This window comes from Streptomyces sp. DT190 (genome assembly GCF_049846985.1).
Classification (GTDB): domain Bacteria; phylum Actinomycetota; class Actinomycetes; order Streptomycetales; family Streptomycetaceae; genus Streptomyces.
The window spans coordinates 168,883-190,177 of sequence record NZ_JBNCNM010000006.1 but is presented as its reverse complement, the minus strand read 5'-3'; the positions used below and the strand labels follow the sequence as shown (position 1 = coordinate 190,177).

At 72.4% G+C, this 21,295-nt stretch carries 19 protein-coding genes; 11 read left to right on the top strand and 8 right to left on the bottom strand.

What is annotated here, in order from left to right; translation table 11 throughout:
- The first annotated feature begins 62 nt into the window (after positions 1-62).
- Entirely contained in the window at positions 63-1,811 is a 1,749-nt protein-coding gene (locus ACPXCS_RS13905) for a dolichyl-phosphate-mannose--protein mannosyltransferase (protein WP_425946898.1), read from the top strand.
- Here ACPXCS_RS13905 and ACPXCS_RS13900 read toward each other — a convergent pair.
- Positions 1,808-2,554 carry a dienelactone hydrolase family protein gene (locus ACPXCS_RS13900; protein ID WP_425946899.1) on the bottom strand — a complete coding sequence of 249 codons (747 nt, stop codon included), beginning with the start codon at positions 2,552-2,554 and terminating at the stop codon, positions 1,808-1,810. The genes ACPXCS_RS13905 and ACPXCS_RS13900 overlap by 4 nt on opposite strands.
- 349 nt (positions 2,555-2,903) lie before the next feature.
- Between ACPXCS_RS13900 and ACPXCS_RS13895 the strand changes: the two genes are divergently transcribed.
- Positions 2,904-4,535, top strand: a complete 1,632-nt coding sequence (locus tag ACPXCS_RS13895) for a penicillin-binding transpeptidase domain-containing protein (RefSeq protein WP_425946900.1) — start codon at positions 2,904-2,906, stop codon at positions 4,533-4,535.
- Positions 4,536-4,631: 96 nt separating this feature from the next.
- Complete coding sequence (locus ACPXCS_RS13890) at positions 4,632-6,302, top strand: penicillin-binding transpeptidase domain-containing protein (protein WP_425946901.1); 1,671 nt, start codon at positions 4,632-4,634, stop codon at positions 6,300-6,302.
- Positions 6,303-6,311: 9 nt separating this feature from the next.
- Here ACPXCS_RS13890 and ACPXCS_RS13885 read toward each other — a convergent pair whose 3' ends face one another.
- On the bottom strand, positions 6,312-6,677 hold the full coding sequence (locus ACPXCS_RS13885) for an SsgA family sporulation/cell division regulator (protein ID WP_425946902.1): 366 nt from the start codon (positions 6,675-6,677) through the stop codon (positions 6,312-6,314).
- A 170-nt stretch (positions 6,678-6,847) separates the two neighbouring features.
- On the opposite strand from ACPXCS_RS13885, the gene ACPXCS_RS13880 reads away from it, so the two are divergent.
- The 6 genes from ACPXCS_RS13880 to ACPXCS_RS13855 all read left to right on the top strand — a co-directional run bounded on the left by ACPXCS_RS13880 (position 6,848) and on the right by ACPXCS_RS13855 (position 11,698).
- Complete coding sequence (locus tag ACPXCS_RS13880) at positions 6,848-7,927, top strand: energy-coupling factor ABC transporter permease (RefSeq protein WP_425946903.1); 1,080 nt, start codon at positions 6,848-6,850, stop codon at positions 7,925-7,927.
- A 1-nt stretch (position 7,928) separates the two neighbouring features.
- Positions 7,929-8,690: a cobalt ECF transporter T component CbiQ gene (gene cbiQ / locus ACPXCS_RS13875; protein ID WP_425946904.1), complete on the top strand. Its 762-nt coding sequence runs from the start codon at positions 7,929-7,931 to the stop codon at positions 8,688-8,690.
- Positions 8,678-9,445: an energy-coupling factor ABC transporter ATP-binding protein gene (locus ACPXCS_RS13870; protein WP_425946905.1), complete on the top strand. Its 768-nt coding sequence runs from the start codon at positions 8,678-8,680 to the stop codon at positions 9,443-9,445. Before cbiQ ends, ACPXCS_RS13870 begins: the two co-directional genes overlap by 13 nt.
- A gap of 10 nt (positions 9,446-9,455) precedes the next feature.
- Positions 9,456-9,917: a MarR family winged helix-turn-helix transcriptional regulator gene (locus ACPXCS_RS13865; RefSeq protein WP_425946906.1), complete on the top strand. Its 462-nt coding sequence runs from the start codon at positions 9,456-9,458 to the stop codon at positions 9,915-9,917.
- A 115-nt stretch (positions 9,918-10,032) separates the two neighbouring features.
- Positions 10,033-10,488 (top strand): organic hydroperoxide resistance protein, encoded by a 456-nt coding sequence (locus tag ACPXCS_RS13860; RefSeq protein ID WP_425946907.1) that lies wholly within the window; start codon positions 10,033-10,035, stop codon positions 10,486-10,488.
- A gap of 37 nt (positions 10,489-10,525) precedes the next feature.
- On the top strand, positions 10,526-11,698 hold the full coding sequence (locus tag ACPXCS_RS13855) for a serine hydrolase domain-containing protein (RefSeq protein ID WP_425946908.1): 1,173 nt from the start codon (positions 10,526-10,528) through the stop codon (positions 11,696-11,698).
- 18 nt (positions 11,699-11,716) lie between these two features.
- Here the strand turns inward: ACPXCS_RS13855 and ACPXCS_RS13850 are convergent, their stop codons facing one another.
- The 4 genes from ACPXCS_RS13850 to ACPXCS_RS13835 form a co-directional block, all read right to left on the bottom strand.
- A complete protein-coding gene (locus ACPXCS_RS13850; RefSeq protein ID WP_425946909.1) occupies positions 11,717-11,992 on the bottom strand; it encodes a DUF1876 domain-containing protein in 276 nt (91 codons plus the stop codon).
- Between the two features lie 72 nt (positions 11,993-12,064).
- Positions 12,065-12,910: an EamA family transporter gene (locus ACPXCS_RS13845; protein WP_425946910.1), complete on the bottom strand. Its 846-nt coding sequence runs from the start codon at positions 12,908-12,910 to the stop codon at positions 12,065-12,067.
- Positions 12,907-13,422, bottom strand: coding sequence for a YbaK/EbsC family protein (locus ACPXCS_RS13840; protein WP_425946911.1), 516 nt, complete (start codon positions 13,420-13,422; stop codon positions 12,907-12,909). Before ACPXCS_RS13840 ends, ACPXCS_RS13845 begins: the two co-directional genes overlap by 4 nt.
- Positions 13,423-13,465: 43 nt before the next feature.
- A complete protein-coding gene (locus ACPXCS_RS13835) occupies positions 13,466-13,651 on the bottom strand; it encodes a hypothetical protein (protein WP_425946912.1) in 186 nt (61 codons plus the stop codon).
- 89 nt (positions 13,652-13,740) lie between these two features.
- Between ACPXCS_RS13835 and ACPXCS_RS13830 the strand changes: the two genes are divergently transcribed.
- Positions 13,741-14,880, top strand: coding sequence for a glutathione-independent formaldehyde dehydrogenase (locus tag ACPXCS_RS13830; RefSeq protein ID WP_425946913.1), 1,140 nt, complete (start codon positions 13,741-13,743; stop codon positions 14,878-14,880).
- A gap of 87 nt (positions 14,881-14,967) precedes the next feature.
- Here ACPXCS_RS13830 and ACPXCS_RS13825 read toward each other — a convergent pair whose 3' ends face one another.
- Together ACPXCS_RS13825 and ACPXCS_RS13820 are read right to left on the bottom strand one after the other, a co-directional pair.
- A complete protein-coding gene (locus ACPXCS_RS13825; RefSeq protein ID WP_425946914.1) occupies positions 14,968-17,175 on the bottom strand; it encodes an MMPL family transporter in 2,208 nt (735 codons plus the stop codon).
- Positions 17,176-17,273: 98 nt separating this feature from the next.
- A complete protein-coding gene (locus ACPXCS_RS13820; RefSeq protein WP_425946915.1) occupies positions 17,274-17,876 on the bottom strand; it encodes a TetR/AcrR family transcriptional regulator in 603 nt (200 codons plus the stop codon).
- Between the two features lie 167 nt (positions 17,877-18,043).
- Between ACPXCS_RS13820 and ACPXCS_RS13815 the strand changes: the two genes are divergently transcribed.
- Positions 18,044-21,274 carry a S41 family peptidase gene (locus tag ACPXCS_RS13815; protein WP_425946916.1) on the top strand — a complete coding sequence of 1,077 codons (3,231 nt, stop codon included), beginning with the start codon at positions 18,044-18,046 and terminating at the stop codon, positions 21,272-21,274.
- Positions 21,275-21,295 lie beyond the last annotated feature (21 nt).

The window sequence follows — 21,295 nt, the reverse complement described above, 5'->3', positions numbered from 1 at the left end:
GGATGCGGACGCATACCGGCCATGCACGGGACTCACACAGAACGGTTCCCTACGATGGCGCGGTGACCAGTACCGCGTCCTCCACGGACACCCGGCAGGGACAGGCGCCGCACGAGCAGCGGCCGTCCTGGCAGCAGCGGCTGCGCCGCTTCGGCTACCAGGGGCAGCCCAGAAGCGACGCCCGTGACGTCCGTGACCGTCTGGTGCCGCCGTACACCGAGCCCTCGCCGCGCCTGTGGGCGGCGCTCGGCGTCCCGCACACCCTGGCGGGGCGGCTGGTGCGCTGGTCGGGCTGGCTCGGCCCGCTGCTCGTGACGCTGCTGGCGGGGGTGCTGCGGTTCTGGAACCTGGGCAGCCCCAGGGCGGTGATATTCGACGAGACGTACTACGCCAAGGACGCCTGGGCGCTCGTCCACCGCGGCTTCGAGGTCAACTGGGCCAAGAACGCCAATGACCTGGTCCTGTCGTCGGGCGGGAACGTGAAGCTCCCCACCGACGCGGCGTACGTGGTGCACCCGCCGGTGGGCAAGTACGTCATCGGGCTGGGCGAGCTGATGTTCGGGTTCGACCCGTTCGGCTGGCGGTTCATGACGGCCCTGCTCGGGACGCTGTCGGTGCTGTTGCTGTGCCGGATCGGCCGGCGGCTGTTCCGCTCCACGTTCCTGGGGTGCCTGGCGGGCGCGCTGATGGCGCTGGACGGCCTGCACTTCGTGATGAGCCGCACGGCACTGCTCGACGGCGTGCTGATGTTCTTCGTGCTGGCCGCGTTCGGCTGTCTGCTGGTGGACCGGGACAAGGCCCGGGAGAGACTCGCCGCCGCGCTCCCCGTGGACCCCGACGGCCGGGTCCGCCCCGACCGGTACGCGGCGGAGACGGCCCGCCTCGGCTGGCGCCCCTGGCGCTGGGCGGCGGGCCTGATGCTGGGCCTGGCCATCGGCACGAAGTGGAACGGCCTGTACATCCTGGCGGCGTTCTGCCTGATGGCGGTGGTGTGGGACGTCGGTTCGCGCCGGGTCGCCGGTGCGCGCCACCCGTACACCGCGGTCCTGCGCCGTGACACGGGCCTGGCCTTCCTCGCCACGGTGCCGGTCGCCCTGGTCACCTACCTCGCCTCCTGGACCGGCTGGATCCTCTCCGCGACGAACGGCTCGGGCGGCTACTACCGCAACTGGGCCGCGACCGACGGCAAGGGCGGCAGCTGGACGTTCCTGCCCGACTGGCTGCGCAGCCTGTGGCACTACGAGACCCAGGTGTACGAGTTCCACGTCGGGCTGTCCTCGCCGCACACCTACCAGTCCAACCCGTGGAGCTGGCTGGTCCTGGGCCGCCCGGTGTCGTACTTCTACGAGTCCCCGGCGCCCGGCAAGGACGGCTGCCCCGCCGACGCCGGCGAGAAGTGCGCCCGCGAGGTCCTGGCCCTCGGCACGCCCCTGCTGTGGTGGGTGGCCTGCTTCGCGGTGCTGTACGTGCTGTGGCGCTGGTTCTTCCGCCGCGACTGGCGCGCGGGCGCCATCGCCTGCGGCATCGCGGCCGGTTACCTGCCCTGGTTCATGTACCAGGAGCGCACGATCTTCTTCTTCTACGCCGTCGTGTTCCTGCCGTTCCTGTGCCTGGCGGTGGCGATGCTCCTCGGCGCGATCATCGGCCCGCCCCGCTCCACGGACACCCGCCGCGTCGCGGGCGCCACGGCGGCGGGCGTCCTGGTCCTGCTGATCACCTGGAACTTCATCTACTTCTGGCCCCTGTACACGGGCCAGGCCGTGCCGATCGACGACTGGCGGTCGCGGATGTGGCTGGACACCTGGGTCTAGCTGGGCGGACACACCACGAAATCCGTTACGGGCAGGCACTCGGCGAGCAGGTCGACGACGTCCCGCCAGGCCCGCTGCGCGTGCTGAGGGTGATGACCGACCCCGGGAAGCACGATGTGGTCGACCGGTGGGTGATGGAAGGCGTGCAAGGCGCCGCCGTAGACCACGAGGCGCCAGTCGACGCCCGCAGCCTGCATCTCGGCAGTGAACGCGTCCCGTTGCGCGGGCGGCATGATCGGGTCTTCCGACCCGACCCCGGCCCACACCGGGCAGTGAATGCGCGCCGTCTCGCCCGGCCGGCCCGTGGTCAGTCCGTTGACTGTCGCGATCGCGCGCAGATCGACGCCGTCGCGCCCGAGCTCCAGCGCGATGGCGCCCCCGGTGCCGTAGCCGACGGCGGCGATCCGGTCCGGGTCGGTCCGCGGCTCGGCGCGGAGCACGTCGAGCGCCGCGTGGCCGATGCCTCGCATCCGGTCGGGGTCGGCGAGCAGCGGCATGCAACGGGCCAGCATCTCCTCTGGGTCGCCCACATAGCGCCCGCCGTGGAGGTCGAAGGCCAGCGCCACGTATCCCAGCTCGGCGAGCGCATCGGCCCGGCGGCGCTCGACGTCGCTGAGCCCCACCCCCTCGGGCCCGACCAGGACCGCGGGCCGGCGGTCGACACCGGCCGGGAGCGCGAGGTGCCCGATCATCGTCAGGCCGTCGGCCGCGTATTCGATCGTGCGCGTTGTGACTGTCGTCATGAGCCTGGACAGTAGTGATCGCCGAGCCCGGTCGGGCCGGTGTTCTGCCGCTGGCAGAAGGCAGATCTCTGGCGTGTCCCGGATCCACCCCGCCAGCGGTTCAGCTCAGAGCCTGTCAGGCACACCGGACGCCGCCGGGCAGGGCGTTCTCGCGCCAGAGCATCACCGTGAGGTCGACGAGGCCGCCCAGCAGCGCGTGCATCGGATGCCCGGGGTCAGAAGCGTTGTTCGGTCAAAAATCGAAACAGGCGCGCCCTGTGTCACCCCGTGCGCATAGAGTGCTCACGCACCGAGCTTTCTGAACGCGTTCAATCGAGCGCGTGAGGCTCCACGGGGAGGGGACGGCCCAATGGGCAAGGGGGTCAAGGCCGCCGTCATAGGCGGCGTGTTCGCGGTGATGCTGGGCGGGGCCGGCTACGGCACCTACAACATCGTGAGCGCGCTGAGCGGTGACGGGGGCGGCAGCGGGGTGGCGGCGGAGAGGAAGTCGGGGCCGCCCGGGAAGGACGAGGTCGAGAAGACGACCGCCGGGTTCTTCGCGGCCTGGGAGCAGGGCGCGGCCGCGACGGCGGCGTCGTACACCGACAACGACGCGGCCGCCGAGCAGCTGCTGACCGCCTTCGGGGACGAGGCGCACATCCGGGACGTGAAGATCACGCCGGGTGCGACCCGGGGCACCACCGTGCCGTTCACGGTGAGGGCGAAGGTGGCCTACGACGGGAAGTCCAAGCCCTTGAGCTACCGCAGCCGGCTGACCGTCGTGCGCGGCGTCACCACCGGGCGGGCCCTGGTCGACTGGCAGCCGTCCGTCGTGCACCCCGAGCTGAGGAAGGACGACACCCTCGTCACCGAGCAGTCGGCCGCCCCGCCCATCCGGGCCGTGGGCCGGGACGGCTCCGAGCTGACGAAGGAGAAGTACCCCTCCCTCGGCCCGGTCCTGGACACCCTGCGCGACAAGTACGGCGAGCAGGCCGGCGGCACCCCCGGCGTCGAACTGGTCGTCCGGCACACCGCCGGGGACGCTCCCGACACCCCGCTGCTCACCCTCGCCGAGGGCAAGCCGGGCAAGCTCACCACCACGATCAGCCCGAGCGCCCAGGCGGCGGCCGAGCAGGCGGTCAAGCGGTTCGCCCAGTCCTCGGTGGTGGCGGTCAAGCCCAGCACCGGTGAGGTCCTGGCCGTCGCCAACCACCGCACGGACGCCTTCAACGCGGCCTTCCAGGGCCAGGCGGCCCCCGGCTCGACGATGAAGATCGTCACCGCCGCCATGCTCATCGACAACGGTGTGACCTCGATGGACGGCCCGGCCCCCTGCCCCGACACCGCCGTGTGGCAGAGCCAGACGTTCAAGAACCTCACCGGGATGAAGCCCGACGGGAGCGCCACGCTCGCCGACAGCTTCATGCGGTCCTGCAACACCGCCTTCATCAAGCTCATCGACGAGAAGCCGCTCACCGACGCCTCGCTGGCCGAGGAGGCCGAGCAGCGGTTCGGGCTGGGGCGGGACGACTGGAAGACCGGCATCGCCTCCTTCGACGGCAGTGTCCCGGCGGTCGGCGGCCCGGACCGGGCGGCCGGTGCCATCGGGCAGGGGCAGGTCCAGATGAGCCCGCTGAACATGGCCTCGGTGACCGCCACCGCCATCACCGGCACCTTCCGCCAGCCCTACCTCGTCACGCCCGAGCTGGACGGCCGGCAACTGGCGCAGGCGCGCGGCCTGAAGGCGGGTACCGCCGCCCAGCTGAGGCAGATGATGCGGCTGACCGCGACCCAGGGCACCGCGCAGGAGGCCATGCGCGGGCTCGGCGGCGACATCGGCGCCAAGACGGGATCGGCCGAGGTCGACGGCAACGCGAAGTCCAACAGCTGGTTCACCGGCTTCCGCGGCGACCTCGCGGCGGCGGCCATGACCGAGGAGGGCGGGCACGGCGGCGACGCGGCCGGGCCGATTGTCGCAGCCGTGCTACGAACGGGTGGCTGATCTCACCTGTGCCGGACGGGACTCTAGGGTGGTGGCCGTCGTTGGGACGGCTGAGGGCAACGGGGACCCTGGGGATTCGCGGAGGAAAGAACAGCAGTGGGCAACAGAAGGCGCGTCGCCGAGCGACGGAAGACGAGACCCGCCGTGATCGGCGGGATGATCGCCGTGGTCGTCGTGGGTGCCGGGGCCGGAGCCTACGCGCTGTACGCGGGCGGTGCCGCGGCCGACGACGGGACCCGCGCGTCCTCCGACGGCAAGCCCGAGGTGAAGACCGGGCCGCTGTCGGCGGCCGAGGTCACCACCACCGCCCGCGCCTTCCTCACCGCCTGGCAGTCCGGCAGGCTCCCGCAGGCCGCGGCGGCCACCGACGACCCGGCCGCGGCCCGGGCCCTGCTCACCGGCTACGCCAAGGACGCCCGCGTCAAGGACGTCACGCTCACCCCGGGCGCGCGCACCGGTGACAAGGTGCCGTTCTCGGTCAAGGGCACGGTGGCCCACAAGGGGACCGAGAAACCGCTGGCCTACACCGGCGCGCTCACCGTCGTCCGCCGCGCGAGCGACGGAAAGCCCCTGGTCGACTGGCACGCAGCGGTGGTCCACCCGGACCTCAGGGACGGGGACACGCTGGTCACCGGCGAGGCGGGCACGCCCCCGGTCAAGGCGCTCGACCGGGACGGCGGCGAGCTGACCAAGGACAAGTACGCCTCCATCGGGCCGATCCTGGACGGCCTGCGCGAGAAGTACGGCAAGAAGGCCGGGGGCAAGGCCGGTATCGAGCTGCGGGTGGTGCGCGGGAAGGCCGCCAAGGCGCAGGACCTGTCCGACAAGACGCTGCTGGAGCTCAGCGAGGGCACGCCGGGCACGGTGAGGACCACGCTGGACCCGGCGCTCCAGGCCGCCGCCGAGAAGCAGGTCGCGAAGAAGGCGCGGTCGTCGGTGGCCGTGGTGCGGGTGTCGACCGGCGAGATCCTGGCCGCCGCCAACGCCTCCCCCGGCTTCAACACCGCCTTCCAGGGCTCCCTGGCCCCCGGCTCCACGATGAAGGTCGTCACCTCGTCGCTGCTGATCGAGAAGGGCCTGGCCTCGGCGGACAAGAAGCACCCGTGCCCGAAGTACTTCACGTACGGGCACTGGAAGTTCCAGAACGACGACAAGTTCGAGATCAAGGACGGCACGTTCAAGGCGAGCTTCGCCCGCTCCTGCAACACGGCCTTCATCAGCCAGGCGCCCAAGCTGAAGGACGACGACCTGACCAAGCAGGCCCAGCAGGTGTTCGGCCTGGGGCTGAACAACTGGGCGATCGGGGTGCCGTCCTTCGACGGCGCGGTGCCGGTGCAGTCGGCGGCCCAGATGGGCGCCTCGCTGATCGGGCAGGGCGGGGTCCGGATGAACCCGCTGAACATGGCGTCCGTGTCGGCGACGGTGAAGGCCGGCACCTTCCGCCAGCCCTACCTGGTCTCCCCGGACGTGGACGGGCGCGCGCTGGCGAAGGCCTCGCGCACCATGTCCGCGGGGACCCTGTCCCAGCTGCGCGAGCTGATGGCCTACACGGCGGCGGCCGGCACGGCGGCCGAGGCGATGGCCGGGGTCGGTGGCGACGTCGGCGCGAAGACCGGGTCCGCCGAGGTCGACGGGCAGAAGAAGCCGAACGGCTGGTTCACGGCCTACCGGGGCGACCTGGCGGCGGCCGGTGTGGTCCAGCAGGGCGGGCACGGCGGCTCCACGGCAGGCCCGATGGTGGCGGCCCTGCTGAAGGCGGGCGGCTGAGCGCGGAGGTCAGTGCGTCACGGGTTCCGCGGCGGCCGTGTAGGTGCGCCGCAGGAACCGCAGCAGCGCCTGCCGCTCGAACTGCACGACCGACACGCCCTGCGCGGAGTGGAACTCCACGACGGCCTGCACCCGGCCGCACGGCCACACCCGCACCTCGCCGCTGCCCGCGGGGGCCCGCAGCCCTTCCTCCAGCAGCCGGCGGTCGACGGTCCACTCCCGCCCTCCGGCCCCGGGCAGCCCGACCCGCACGCGGCGCGGGTCGTGGTCGGGGTCGTAGCGCAAGGTGACCGGAATCGACTCCAGTTCGTCGCTCAACGGGACCGCCGCGTCCGTGACGATGTGGGCTCGCACGTACTGCTCGACTACGGACATCGGACAGTCCCTTCACGGTGCGTCGTCTCCGGAGAGAAAATGCGTCCACCCCCTTCTCCAATGTCGCATATTTTCCGGATTGCGCCCCCTGGGGCTGCATATATCACAGATGAGATAAAACGAGGAACACGCTCTTGCATATCGTTCGCATCTAGCCACATCATCGAACGGTGCATGTACCTGACGGATTCATCAACGCCCCCACCTCCGCGGCCACCGGTGTGATCGCCGCGGGCGCCGTCGCCGTGAGCCTGCGCGGCGCACGGCGTGAACTCGACGAGCGCACGGCACCGCTGGCCGGCCTCGTCGCGGCGTTCATCTTCGCGGTGCAGATGCTGAACTTCCCCGTCGCGGCGGGGACCAGCGGCCATCTGCTCGGCGGTGCGCTGGCCGCGATCCTCGTCGGGCCCTACACGGGCATCCTGTGCGTCTCCGTCGTGCTGCTCATGCAGGGCATCCTCTTCGCGGACGGCGGTCTGACCGCGCTCGGCGTCAACATCACCAACATGGGGATCGTCACCGTGGTGGTGGCCTACGCCCTCTTCCGCGGCCTGGTGAAGGTGCTGCCCCGCACCCGCCGCTCGGTCACCGCCGCCTCCTTCGTCGCCGCCCTGGTGTCCGTGCCGGCCGCCGCCCTGGCCTTCACCTTGATGTACGCCGTCGGCGGCACCACCGACGTCTCGATCGGCAAGGTCGCCACCGCCATGGTCGGCGTGCACGTCCTCATCGGCATCGGCGAGGCCGTGATCACCTCGCTGACGGTGGGTGCCGTCATCGCCGTACGGCCGGACCTCGTGCACGGGGCGCGGGGGCTGGAGCAGAAGCTGAAGCTGCGGGTGAACGGCGAACTCGTCGACGTACCCGGCACCGAGCCCGCGCCGGTCGCGGCCCGCACCTCCCGGCGCACGCTGTGGATCACCGGCCTGGTCGCCTCGCTGGTCCTCGCCGGGTTCGTCAGCTTCTACGCCTCCGCCGACCCGGACGGCCTGGAGAAGGTCGCCGCCGACCACGGCATCGACAAGAAAGCCGAGGAGCACGCCGTCTCGGACTCCCCCCTCGCCGACTACGGCGTCAAGGACGTCGACGACGCGCGCCTGTCCGGAGGACTGGCCGGGGTCATCGGCGTGGGCGTGACGGTGGTCGCGGGCACGGGCGTGTTCTGGGCGGTGCGCCGCCGCCGCACGGCCGACGCCTCGCCCACCGCCGTGGAGCAGCCCGCCGCGGAGCAGCCCGCCGGGGAGAGCGTCTGACATGGGCGCCGGGCACGCGCACAGGCTCTACCGGCACGGGCACTCGCCCGTGCACGGCCTGCCCCCGCACACCAAGCTCGCCGCCGTCTTCGCCTTCGTGGTCGTCGTGGTGTCGACCCCGCGCGAGGCGATGTGGGCGTTCGGGCTCTACGCCGTCCTGCTGGGGGTCGTCGCGTACGCCGCGCGCGTGCCCGCCGCCTTCCTGCTCAGGCGGCTGCTGATCGAGGTGCCCTTCGTGGCGTTCGCGGTGCTGATGCCGTTCGTGGCGGAGGGCGAACGGGTCGAGGTGCTCGGGCTGTCCCTGAGCGTGAACGGCCTGTGGGGCGCCTGGAACGTGCTCGCCAAGGGCACGCTCGGCGTCGCCGCCTCCGTCCTGCTGGCCGCCACCACCGAACTGCGCGAACTGCTGCTCGGCCTGCAGCGGCTCAGGTTCCCGCCGCTCCTCGTGCAGATCGCCTCCTTCATGATCCGCTACGGCGACGTCGTCACCGACGAGATGCGGCGCATGCGGATCGCCCGGGAGTCGCGCGGCTTCGAGGCCGGGGGCGTGCGGCACTGGGGCGTGCTCGCCAAGTCGGCGGGCGCGCTGTTCATCCGTTCCTACGAGCGCGGCGAGCGCGTGCACCTGGCCATGATCAGCCGCGGGTACGCCGGTGCCATGCCCGTCATCGACGAGGTGACCGCGTCGCGCGCGCAGTGGTCGTACGCACTGGCCCTCCCGGGCGCGGCCCTCGCCGTCTGTCTGCTGGGATGGACCCTGTGACTGCTTCTCTCGAGGTCTCGGGCCTCGCCTTCGCCTACCCCGACGGGCACCAGGCCCTCTTCGGGGTCGACTTCTCGATCGCGCGCGGCGAGCGGGTCGCGCTGCTCGGGCCGAACGGCGCCGGCAAGACGACCCTGGTGCTGCACCTGAACGGCATCCTGACCGGCGGCGCCGGCACGGTGAGGGTGGCCGGGCTGCCCGTGGACAAGCGAAACATGGCCGAGGTCAGGCGCCGGGTCGGCATCGTCTTCCAGGACCCGGACGACCAGCTGTTCATGCCGACGGTGCGCGAGGACGTGGCGTTCGGGCCGGCGGCGGCCGGGCTGAAGGGCCCGGAGCTGGAGCAGCGTGTGGACCGGGCGCTGGAGCGGGTCGGCATGGCCCGGTTCAAGGACCGGCCGCCGCACCACCTGTCCTTCGGGCAGCGCCGCCGGGTGGCCGTCGCGACCGTGCTGGCGATGGAGCCGGAGATCCTCGTCCTGGACGAGCCCTCCTCCAACCTCGACCCCGCCTCCCGCCGCGAACTGGCCGACATCCTGCGCTCCCTGGACGTGACCGTGCTGATGGTCACGCACGACCTCCCCTACGCCCTGGAGCTGTGCTCGCGCTCACTGATCCTCAGCGACGGGGTGATCGCGGCCGACGGGCCGACCGGCGAGCTGCTCTCGGACGAGGAGCTGATGCGGGCCCACCGCCTGGAGCTGCCGTTCGGTTTCGATCCGCGTTCCGTGCCGGCCGCGCCCGCCCGTCCGTGACAATGGGCGCGTGACGAACGAGGAGAGCGACGGATCGCTGCTGCTGGACCAGCAGCTGTGCTTCGCGCTGTACGCCGCCCAGCGCGCGGTGACGGCCGCCTACCGTCCGCTCCTCGACGACCTCGGCCTGACCTATCCCCAGTACCTGGTGCTGCTCGTGCTCTGGGAGCGCGGCGAGACCTCGGTCAAGGAACTGGCCGCGGCCCTGCGCCTCGACTACGGCACCGTCTCGCCGCTGCTGAAGCGGCTGGAGTCGGCGGGTCTGGTGCGGCGTGAGCGGTCCGCGCGGGACGAGCGGTCGGTGCGCGTGGCACCGACCGGGCGCGGGGAGGAGCTGCGGGAGCGCGCGGCGCGGGTGCCGGGGGCACTGCTCGCGGCGACGGGCCTGGACGCGGACCAGGTCGCGCGGCTGCGCACGGAGCTGGGTCTGCTGGCGGAGCGGGCGGACGCGGCGGCGGACCGGGCCCGCTGAGCCCGGCTTCCGGTGTTACCTCCGGTTGCCGCCCCCCTGAGAGCGGCCGCACGTTACTGGTCAGTACCTTGTGCACGATGTACTTGCGCGCATCTGTTCCTGGGGAAGGCCCACCATGACCGAAGCCACCGCTGCCGCCGCCGAAGACACCCGGCCCACGAAGATCGTGTACGTCGCCGAGGCCACCGCCCATGGCGGCCGCGAGGGCTACGTCACCAGCCAGGACGGACAGCTCGACCTCAAGGTCGCGATGCCCCCGCAGCTCGGCGGCGACGGCCACGGCACCAACCCCGAACAGCTCTTCGCGGCCGGCTACAGCTCCTGCTTCCACAACGCCCTGATCCTGGTCGGCAACCGCGAGGGCTACGACCTCACCGGCTCCACGGTTTCCGCGAAGGTCGGCATCGGCCCCAACAAGCAGCGCGGCTACGGCCTCGCGGTCGCTCTCAGCGTCTCCCTGCCGGTCGTCGACCCCGACCTCGCGACCCGGCTGGTCGACGCGGCCCACGAGGTCTGCCCGTACTCGAACGCGACCCGCGGGAACATCGACGTGACCATCCTGCTTGGGTGAAGGGGAGCCGACCGGCGAAACGAGGAGGAGTACGGACGTGGACGTGCACGGCACAGTGGCCGAGGGCTTCGAGCCGGTCAGGGCGGCGTTCGTGCGGAACTTCGAGTCCCTCGGGGAGCGGGGCGCGGCCGTCGCCGTCCTCCGGGACGGGCGTCCCGTCGTCGACCTGTGGGCCGGCACCAAGGACGTCGACGGCACGGCCCCCTGGGAGCGGGGCACCGCCCAGGTGGTGCGCTCGGCGACGAAGGGCGTCGCGGCGGCCGTCCTGCTGCTGCTGCACCAGCGCGGGCTGCTCGACCTGGACGCGCCCGTGGGGCACTACTGGCCCGAGTTCAAGGCGCGGGGCAAGGAGGGCGTGCTGGTCCGGCACGTGCTGAACCACCGGGCCGGCCTGCCCGTCCTGGACCGGCCCCTCACCCCCGAGGAGGCCCTCGACCCGCTGCGGGGCCCGGAGGCCGTCGCCGCGCAGGCCCCGGTCTGGGAGCCGGGCACCGACCACGGCTACCACGCGCTGACGTGCGGCTGGCTGGTCGACGAGCTGGTGCGGCGCGTCACCGGGCAGGGCACGGGCGAGTGGCTCGCCGCGCAGATCACCGGCCCGCTGGGGCTCGACCTCTGGCTCGGGCTGCCGGAGACGCAGACGGGGCGGGTCGGCCGGGTGGGCCGCGTCGAGGGCCCCGAGCCGGCCGGCGGGCTGCGCGCCCGCCCCAAGCGCTCGGTCACCGAGGCCTACCGGGACCCGGACTCCCTCACCCGCCGCGCCTTCGCGGCCATCACCCCGTTCCCGGAGCAGAACGACCTCTCCTACCTCGCGGCGGCCCTGCCCGCGACCAACGCCGTCGCGACGGCGGACGGGCTGGCCCGCTTCTACGCGGCGCTGATCGGCGACACCGCCGGTGCCGGCCGCCTGTTCACGCCGGAGACGGTGGAGCTGGCCCGGGCCGAGGAGTCGGCGGGCCCCGACCGGGTCCTGGTGGTCGGCACCCGCTTCGGCCTCGGCTACATGCTGCACGGCACCGCCTCCCCCTTCCTCGCACCGGGCTCCTTCGGGCACCCGGGCCGCGGCGGTGCCCTCGGCTTCGCCGACCCGGAGACGGGGATCGCCTTCGGCTACGTCACCAACGGCTTCCGCAAGACGGTGACGGCGGACCCGCGGGCGCAGGGGCTGGTGCGGGCGGTGCGGGACGTACTGGGCCGGCAGGCCTCCTGAGCCGCCACACCCCTGCCGCTAGACGTGGATCGGGTGGGAGGTCCGCCCGGACGCCTGGTCGATCTCCTCGTGCGCCTTGCTCAGCAGCTGCATGGCGAGTTCGTTGAGCGCCCGGGCCCCGGCGATCTCCTCCCCGACCCGGGGCTGATTCGCGTCGGACCGGTGCCGGCTGGCGTGTCCGTGCGCCCGGACCTCGGAGCCGTCGGGCAGGCGGACCATCGCGGCCGCGCGCGTGTGCTGGTCGTCCTCCATGAACTCCAGCTCGACGTGCCATCCCGTCGTCGTGTGCATCATGCGGATCACCTCCGGAACGTGTAGTTCCAGGGTGCGCCTGTCCCCCGCCGGTCGCACCCGTCCCGCCCGGGTCTACCCGGCGTGCAGCATCAGCCCGATCCCGACGACGAGCAGGCCCGCCGCCGCGATCCTCGGCGCCCCGAAGCGCTCCTTGAAGAACACGGCCCCGATCGCCGCGCCCACGATGATGGACGACTCGCGCAGGGCCGCCACCGGCGCCAGCGCGGCCCGGGTCTGGGCCCACAGCACGAGCGCGTAGGCCGCGACGGACAGCGCCGCCCCGAGCAGTCCGAGCGCGGCGAAGGGCCGCAGCACCGCCACGGTCCGCCCGCGCCACCGCCACAGGGCGTACGCCGGCAGCACCGCCCCCTGGAGCGCCATCAGCCAGGCGATGTACCCGAGGGAGGACCCGGAGGCGCGCACACCCAGCCCGTCGACGACGGTGTACGCCGCTATCGTCAGCCCGGTCGCCAGGGCCGCCCCGATCGCCGCCCAGTCGGGCCGGTGCCCGCGCAGCCCCCACAGGGCGACGCCGGTCAGCCCCGCGCAGGACACCGCGATGCCGGCGGCGGCCCAGCCGTCGGGCACCTCGTCGGCCAGCAGGGCGGCGAGCACGGTCACGACCAGGGGCGCGGTGCCGCGCGCGATGGGGTACGCCTGGCCGAAGTCCCCCAGCCGGAAGGACTTCATCAGCAGCGCGTAGTAGGCGATGTGGAGGGCGGCCGAGCCCAGCAGGTAGGGCCAGGCCGCGGCCGCCGGGAACGCGGCGAACGGTGCGAGGGCCAGCCCGATCAGCAGTCCGCCGCCCGAGATCAGCGCGAAGCCGGCGAGCTTGTCGGTGATCCGGTGGGCGAGGGCGTTCCAGCCGGCGTGGGTCACGGCGGCGAGCAGGACGGCGGCGGTGACCAGCGGTGTCACGCCGTGCGCTCGCGCACGTCCACGAGGGTGCCGCCGGCGTGGGCGACGAGGTCCCGCGGCGCCATCGGGAAGACGGTGTGGGGCGTCCCGGCGGCGGCCCAGACGACGTCGTGGGCGAGCAGCGAGCGGTCGGCGAGGACGCGGGTCCTGGTGCGGTGCCCGAAGGGCGGCACGCCGCCGATGGCGTACCCGGTGGTCTCCCGCACGACCTCGGCCCCGGCCCGGGTGACCTTCCGCGCCCCGAGCTCCTCGCGCACGCGCTCGACGTCCACGCGGGAGGCCCCGTCCATGAGGACGAGCACGGGGACCCCGTCCGCCGCGAAGATCAGGGACTTGCAGATCTGGCTCAGTTCGCAGCCGAGCGCGGCGGCGGCCTCGGCTGCGGTGCGGGTGGCCTCGGGGAAGCGCCTCACCCGCCCCTCGACCTCGTCGAGTCCGAGGCCCCGCAGGGCCTCGACGAACCGGGGGTGCGCTCCGGAGCTGTCGGCGTCAGTGGCGGCTGTCGTCGTCATGCGGGCACGCTAGCGGTGCGTGCAGGGGGCACGCGAGCCGGTTTCAGGCGGCGCCGTCCTCCACGGGGACGTCCGCGAACTCCCACCACGACAGGGGCAGCCAGTCGCCGTCGACGAAACCGTCGACGGAGCCTCCGGTGCCGCGGATGGCCACGCGGGTGCCCACGGGGTAGGTCTGACCGGACAGGCCGGAGACCGCTACGAGCAGTGTGCCGATACGTCGTGACAAGGCCATAAATCCTTTCTCCTCTTGGTGCAAATCGTCTCATCATGCACCAGCCTGGTATATGAGCCACGGCACAGATGGAGGTGCTTGTGATGAGGGCTGTCGTGTACAAGGGCCCCTTCGAGGTAGCGATAGAGCAAGTGGAGGATCCACGGATACAGCACCCCAACGACGTGATCGTCCGGGTCACGTCGACCGCGATATGCGGCTCCGACCTGCACATGTACGAGGGCCGTACCGCCGCTGAGCCGGGGATCGTGTTCGGTCACGAGAACCTCGGCGTCGTCGAGGAGACAGGAGAGGGAGTCACCTCGCTCAGCCGCGGCGACCGGGTGGTCATGCCGTTCAACGTGGCCTGCGGCTTCTGCAAGAACTGCACGGCGGGGTTCACGGGCTTCTGCCTGACCGTGAACCCGGGCTTCGCCGGCGGCGCCTACGGCTATGTCGCGATGGGGCCCTACACGGGAGGGCAGGCGGAGTACGTGCGCGTCCCGTACGCCGACTTCAACTGCCTGAAACTCCCGGAGGGCACCGAGCAGGAGACCGACTTCGTCCTGCTCGCCGACATCTTCCCGACCGGCTACCACGGCAACGAACTGGCCGACGTGCGTCCCGGTGAGAGCGTCGCCGTGTACGGCGGCGGTCCGGTCGGGCTCATGGCCGCCTACTCCGCGATGCTGCGCGGCGCGAGCAAGGTGTTCGTGGTCGACCGGGTGGCGGAGCGTCTGCAGAAGGCGGAGGAGATCGGCGCCGTGCCGATCGACTTCACCCAGGGCAACCCGGCGGAGCAGATCAAGGAGCACACCGACGGCCAGGGCACCGACAAGGGCGTCGACGCCGTCGGCTACCAGGCGCAGGCCCAGGGCGAGGATCGCGAGGAACCGGCGATCGTGCTCAACTCCCTCGTGGAGACGGTCCGGCCGACGGGTGCGCTCGGTGTGCCCGGCCTGTACGTCCCGAGCGACCCGGGCGGGCCGGACGACCAGGCCAGGAAGGGCATGCTCATGGTCTCCGTCGGGCGCCTCTTCGAGAAGGGCCTGCGCATGGGCACCGGCCAGTGCAACGTCAAGCGGTACAACCGGCAGCTGCGGGACATGATCATCGAGGGCCGTGCGACCCCGAGCTTCGTCGTCTCGCACGAACTGCCCCTGGACCAGGCGCCGTCGGCGTACGAGAAGTTCGACAAGCGGATCGAGGGCTACACCAAGGTCGTGCTCCATCCGCACGGCTGAGTGCGGCGGACGGAGCGGAGCGAAAAGGAGGCCGGTGAGGGTCCCCGTCCCCACGGAGTCCTCACCGGCCGGTTCTTCGGGGCCGTGTCAGGCGCGGACCAGTTCCCGGTCGCCGTCGCCGCGCTCGGAGGCGGAGCGCAGGCCCTCGCCCTCGACGTCCACGTTCGGCAGGACGCGGTCGAGCCACCTGGGCAGCCACCAGGCCTTGCGGCCGAGGAGGGCCAGGACGGCCGGGACGATCGCCATGCGGACGACGAACGCGTCGAAGAAGACCGCGATGGCGAGGCCGAAGCCGATCATCTTCACCATCGACTCGGAGGAGCCGATGAACCCGGCGAAGACGGCGATCATGATGACGGCGGCGGCGCTGACGACCCGCGCGCCGTGCCGGAAGCCGGTCACCACGGCCTGGGCCGGCTTCTCGCCGTGCACGTAGGCCTCCCGCATCCGGGTCACGAGGAACACCTCGTAGTCCATGGCCAGTCCGAAGACCACGCCGACCATGAAGATCGGCATCATCGACATGACCGGCCCGGTCTGCTCGACGCCCATGAGGCCCGACAGCCAGCCCCACTGGAAGACCGCGACGACCGCGCCGAGCGCCGCCATCACCGACAGCAGGAAGCCGAGGGCCGCCTTCAGCGGGACCAGGATCGAGCGGAAGACCACGATCAGGAGCAGGAAGGCCAGGCCGACGACCAGGACCAGGTAGGGCACGAGCGCGTCGTTGAGCTTCTGGCTGACGTCGATGTTCATGGCCGTGCTGCCGGTGACCAGGACGTTCGCGTCGGTGTCGGCCGTGACCGAGGCGCCCGCGTCCCGGATGCCGTGCACCAGGTTCTCGGTGGTGACCGAGGACGGCTTGGAGCCGGGGACGACGGTGATGGTGGCGGTGTCACCGGCCTTGTTGGGCGCGGGCGGCGTCACCGTGACGACGTCCTTCAGGCCCTTGATCTCGTCGCCGACCGCGGTGAAGGCCGCCTTCGGGTCGGCGCTGTCCTTGGCGTCGACCACGACCATCAGCGGGCCGTTGAAGCCCGGTCCGAAGCCCTCGGACAGCAGGTCGTAGGCGCGGCGCTGGGTGGTGGAGGTGGGCTGGGAGCCGTCGTCGGGCAGGCCCAGTTCCAGGCCGGTGGCCGGGACGGCGGCCGCGCCGAGGCCGACGACGCCGAGCAGCAGCACCGCGAGCGGGCGGCGCACCACGAAGCTCGCCCAGCGGCTGCCCAGGTTGGGCCTGGCCGGCGCGTCCTGCGTCCCGGCCCGGCCGGAGCGCCCGCCCTTCTCGCCCGCGGGCTTGACCCGGCGGCCGGCGTAGCCGAGGAGGGCCGGGATCATGGTGAGGGCGATCAGCACCGCGATGGCCACGGTGCCCGCGGCCGCGACGCCCATCTTCGTCAGCATCGGGATGTTGACGACGGACAGGCCCACCAGGGCGATCACCACGGTCAGGCCGGCGAAGACCACGGCGGAGCCCGCGGTGCCCACGGCCCGGCCGGCGGCCTCCTCGCGCTCGCGGCCCTCGGCCAGCTCGGCGCGGTAGCGGGAGACGATGAACAGCGCGTAGTCGATGCCGACCGCGAGGCCGATCATCATCGCGAGGGTGGAGGTGGTCGAGCCCAGGTCCAGCGCGCTCGCCAGGGCGGTGATGGTGGAGACGCCGATGCCGACGCCGATCAGCGCCGTCAGCAGCGGCAGCCCGGCCGCGACCAGCGAGCCGAAGGTGATGACGAGGACGACCGCGGCGACCGCGATGCCGATGATCTCGCTGGAGCCGGTGTGCGGCACCGCCTGCAGCGCGTCACCGCCGATCTCGACGGTCAGCCCGGCCTCCCGGGCGTCCTGCGCGGAGTCCTCCAGGGCGTCCTTGGAGGCGTCGTCGAGCTCCATGCCGGAGACCTTGTACGACACCTGCGCGTAGGCGATCGTGCCGTCCTTGCTGACGGCCTTCGCCTGGTAGGGGTCGGTGACGCGGGCGACCTCGGAGCCGTCGGCCAGCTCCTTGACGGTGTCGCGCACGGTCGCCTTGTTGCCCGGGTCGGTCATCTTCTCGCCGCTCGGCGCCTTGAAGACCACGCGTGCGGTGGCCCCGTCGGCGCTCGTGCCGGGGAAGCGTTGTTCCAGCAGGTCGAAGGCCTTCTGGGCCTCGGTGCCGGGGATGGAGAACGAGCTGTTGCCCGCGGTGGGGGCGCTGGCCGCGCCGACCCCGGCGAGGGTCAGCAGGGCCACCCATATCAGGGCGACGAAGTGCCGCCGCCGGAACGAGAGCCGGCCGATCTTGTAGAGGAAAGTGGCCACGAGGGCGTACTCCCGGTCAGGTCGTGAGGGTCTTCAGGGCAGGGGGGATCAGCCCGACGACGTGAGCGGTGACGTCAGGTGGAGGGCAGCTGGGGGGACTAGCCGGTGGTGGGGACGCCGAGGGCGGGGAGGACCACGGCGTCGATGTACGAGGTGAGGAACGCCTGGGTGGGCGGCTGATCGTCGATCAGCGTGCGTGTGGCGAAGGCGCCGACGAGCATGTGCACGATGTAGTCCAGCGCCGGTCGGCCGGCCTGGACCTCGCCGCGGTCGACGGCCCGTTGCACCACCCGGCGGAACTCCTCCATCTCGGGCTCGATGAGCAGTTCCTTGAACGCCTGGAGGAGCTCCGGGTTGCCGTGCACCGCCATGAACAGGCCCCGCATCAGCGCGGCGTTCTGCTGCATGGCGCAGTCGTCCTCACGTGCGGTGAGGGCGTGCAGGTCACCGCGCAGGGTTCCCGTGTCGACGTCGGCGATGCTGCCCGGCTTGTTGTGCCGGATCGCCTTGGCCACCAGCTCGGGCTTGCCGCCCCACTGGCGGTAGAGCGTGGCCTTGCTGGACCGGGTGCGGGCGGCCACGGCGTCCATGGTGAGGGCGTCGTAGCCGACTTCGCGCAGCAGGTCGAGCACGGCCGTGTACAGTTCGGCCTCGCGCTCGGGGGTGATCCGGCTGCGACGCGCGGTGGCGGCCTCGGCCATCTGACTCACCTTCCTGCTGCGGATTCCCGCTTGGAACGACACGGTTTCGTACACCACGAAGGTACCGCACCCCCGATAGAAACGAAACCGTTTCGTACGTGTGCTGGGTCACGGTGGCTTCTTCGGCACGACTTGCTGTGGTTCGCGGCCGGGCAAAGCATGGTCACGTGACCTATCTGCGTCTGCCGCATCTCCGTGACGACCTGCTGTGCTTCGTCGCCGAGGACGACCTCTGGCTCGCGCCGCTCGACGGCCCGGGCCGCGCCTGGCGGCTCACCGTCGACCGCACCAAGGTGGGCCACCCCCGCTTCTCGCCCGACGGCCGCCACCTCGCCTGCACGAGCTGGCGCAGCCTGGTGCCGGAGGTCCACCTGGTCCCGGTGGACGGCGGCCCGGCCCGGCAGGTGAGCCACTGGGGCAGCACCGACACCCGGGTCTGCGGCTGGACCCCGGACGGCGAGATCCTGGCCGTCACCTCGCACGGCGAGCCGTTCTCCTACTTCACCTGGGCCTACAAGCTCTCCCCCGACGGCGACCCGGGCCGCAAGCTGCCCTGGGGGCCGGTCTCCGACATCCAGGTGGCCGACCTGGACGGAGAGCGCAGGACCCTGCTCCTCACCGGCACGCCCCCGCACGAACCGGCCGCCTGGAAGCGCTACCGGGGCGGGGCCACGGGCCGGCTGTGGCTGCACGGCGAACGGCTCCTGGAAGGCCTCGGCGGCCATCTGCACTCCCCGATGTTCGTCGGCGACCGGATCGCCTTCCTCTCCGACCACGAGGGCGTCGGCAACCTCTACTCCTGCGCCCACGACGGCTCCGGCCTGCGCCGCCACACCGACCACGACGCCTTCTACGCCCGGCACGCCGCCAGCGACGGGACCAGGGTGGTCTACCAGTGCGCGGGCGACCTGTGGCTGGTGGAGGACCTGGCCGCGGACTCCGCGCCGCGCCGGCTGGAGGTACGGCTGGACGGGCCGCGCGCCGGGCGGCGTCCGTACCAGGTCGCGGCCGCCCAGCACGTCGACGGGATCTCGGTCGACGAGACCGGCCGGGCCAGCGTGGTCGTCGTGCGCGGCAGCCTGTACTGGCTCACGCACCGGGACGGTCCCGCGCGCACCCTCACCGACACCCCGGGCGTGCGGGTGCGCCTGCCGGAGATGCTCGGCGCGAGCGGACGCGTGGCCTACGTGACGGACGCGGAGGGCGAGGACGCGATCGAGATCGCCTTCCTGCCCCGGGCGAGCGGCGACCGCACCCCCCGGCGGCTGTCGGCGGGCGCGCTCGGCCGGGTGCGCGAGCTGGTCTCCGACCCCGAGGGCGAGCGGCTGGCGATCGCCTCGCACGACGGACGGCTGCTGCTGGTCGACGTCGCCGAGGACTCCGGCGGCGAGGTCACCGAGCTGATCCGGTCGGTCAACGGCCCCGTGCGCGACCTCGCGTTCTCCCCGGACGGGGCGTGGCTGACCTGGTCGCACCCGGGCATCGGGCGGACGCTGCGCCAGATCAAGCTGGCCCGCATCAAGGACCGGTTCGTCGTGGACGTCACCAACGGCCGCTTCGAGGACGAGAACCCGGTCTTCACGCGCGACGGCCGCTACCTGGCCTTCCTGTCCTGGCGCGGCTTCGACCCGGTCTACGACGTGCACACCGGCGACCTGTCCTTCCCGCTGGGCTGCCGCCCGTATCTGGTGCCGCTGTCCTCGGCGACGCCCTCCCCGTTCGCGGTGAACCCCGAGGGCCGCCCGGCCGCCGGGGGCCTGGACCCGGTGGAGGACGACGACAACGGGGAGAGCGGGGCGGTCACCGTGGAGGCCGAGGGCCTGGAGAGCCGGGTGACGCCGTTCCCGGTGGCCGCCTCCAAGTACTCGGCGCTGCACCCGGTGGCGGGCGGCGGGCTGGTGTGGCTGCGCTGGCCGATCTCGGGCGCGCTCGGCGAGACGTTCGCCAGCCCGGACGACACCAGCGGCCGGCCGACCCTGGAGCACTTCGGCATCACCAAGGCGAAGAAGTCCGAACTCGCCCAGCACCTCGACTGGTTCGCGGTCAGCGGCGACGGCAGCCGGCTGGTGATCGTCGACGAGGGCGAACTGCGCGCCGTCCCGGCGGGCGAGCCGGGCGACTCCGACTCCACGGTGTGGATCGACGCCCGCCGCATCCTGCACACGGTCGACCCGGCGGCTCAGTGGCGGCAGGCGTACGACGAGGCCGGGCGGCTGATCCGGGCCCACTTCTGGGACCCGGGCATGTGCGGCATCGACTGGGACGGGGTCCTGGAGCAGTACCGCCCCCTGGTCGAACGGGTCGCCTCCCCCGACGAGTTCGCCGACCTGCTGCGCGAGGTGCTCGGCGAACTGGGCACCTCCCACGCCTACGTCACGGCCGCCCGGCGCAACGAGGGCCCGCCGCACTACCAACGCCGCCAGGGCCTGCTGGGCGCCAACCTCGTCCGCAGGGACGGCGGCTGGACGGTCCGGCGGATCCTGCCCGGCGACTCCTCCGACTCCAAGGCCCGCTCCCCGCTGGCCGGCACGGGCATCCGCGAGGGCGCGGTCCTCACCCACGTCGACGGCCGCCCGGTGGATCCCGGCGCGGGCCCCTACCCGCTGCTGGCCGGCGCGGGCGGCACGACGGTCGAGCTGACCTTCTCCCCCGCCGAGGGCACGGGTCCGCCCCGGCGGGTCGCCGTCGTCCCGCTGGTCGACGAGCGGCCGCTGCGCTACCAGGACTGGGTGGCCAAACGCCGGGCGGTGGTCCGGGAGTTGAGCGGAGGCCGCTGCGGCTATCTGCACATCCCGGACATGGGCGGCTCCGGCTGGGCGCAGTTCAACCGCGACCTGCGCATGGAGGTCTCCCGGCCCGCGCTCATCGTCGACGTGCGCGGCAACGCCGGCGGGCACATCAGCGAGCTGGTCATCGAGACGCTGAGCCGCACGATCCTCGGCTGGGACCTGACCCGGGACGCGCAGCCCGTCTCGTACACCTCGAACGCTCCGCGGGGCCCGGTGGTGGCCCTGGCCGACGAGGCGACCTCCTCCGACGGCGACATGATCACCGCCGCGTTCAAACTGCTGAAGCTGGGGCCCGTGGTGGGGCAGCGGACCTGGGGCGGTGTGGTCGGCATGACCGGCCGGCACGAGCTGGGCGACGGCACGGTGATCACGGTGCCGATGAACGCCGCCTGGTTCGACGCCTACGGCTGGTCCGTGGAGAACAAGGGCGTCGAGCCGGACATCGACGTCCTGCGCACCCCGCTGGACTGGGCCGAGGGGCGGCACGCGCAGCTGACCGACGCGGTGGAGCTGGCGCTCGGGCTGCTGGAGACCGCCCCGCCCGCCACGCCGCCGACCTACAGCGACGTACCGGACCGCTCCCGCCCGAAGCTGCCGCCGAGGACGTGACGCGCGGGGGCGACCGGCCCC

Bases quoted from the DNA above. Each gene is read 5' to 3' on its own strand.
- ACPXCS_RS13900 (WP_425946899.1), bottom strand. From the start codon at position 2,554: ATGACGACAGTCACAACGCGCACGATCGAATACGCGGCCGACGGCCTG.
- ACPXCS_RS13895 (WP_425946900.1), top strand. From the start codon at position 2,904: ATGGGCAAGGGGGTCAAGGCCGCCGTCATAGGCGGCGTGTTCGCGGTG.
- ACPXCS_RS13885 (WP_425946902.1), bottom strand. From the start codon at position 6,677: ATGTCCGTAGTCGAGCAGTACGTGCGAGCCCACATCGTCACGGACGCG.
- cbiQ (WP_425946904.1), top strand. From the start codon at position 7,929: ATGGGCGCCGGGCACGCGCACAGGCTCTACCGGCACGGGCACTCGCCC.
- ACPXCS_RS13870 (WP_425946905.1), top strand. From the start codon at position 8,678: ATGGACCCTGTGACTGCTTCTCTCGAGGTCTCGGGCCTCGCCTTCGCC.
- ACPXCS_RS13860 (WP_425946907.1), top strand. From the start codon at position 10,033: ATGACCGAAGCCACCGCTGCCGCCGCCGAAGACACCCGGCCCACGAAG.
- ACPXCS_RS13850 (WP_425946909.1), bottom strand. From the start codon at position 11,992: ATGATGCACACGACGACGGGATGGCACGTCGAGCTGGAGTTCATGGAG.
- ACPXCS_RS13840 (WP_425946911.1), bottom strand. From the start codon at position 13,422: ATGACGACGACAGCCGCCACTGACGCCGACAGCTCCGGAGCGCACCCC.
- ACPXCS_RS13830 (WP_425946913.1), top strand. From the start codon at position 13,741: ATGAGGGCTGTCGTGTACAAGGGCCCCTTCGAGGTAGCGATAGAGCAA.
- ACPXCS_RS13820 (WP_425946915.1), bottom strand. From the start codon at position 17,876: ATGGCCGAGGCCGCCACCGCGCGTCGCAGCCGGATCACCCCCGAGCGC.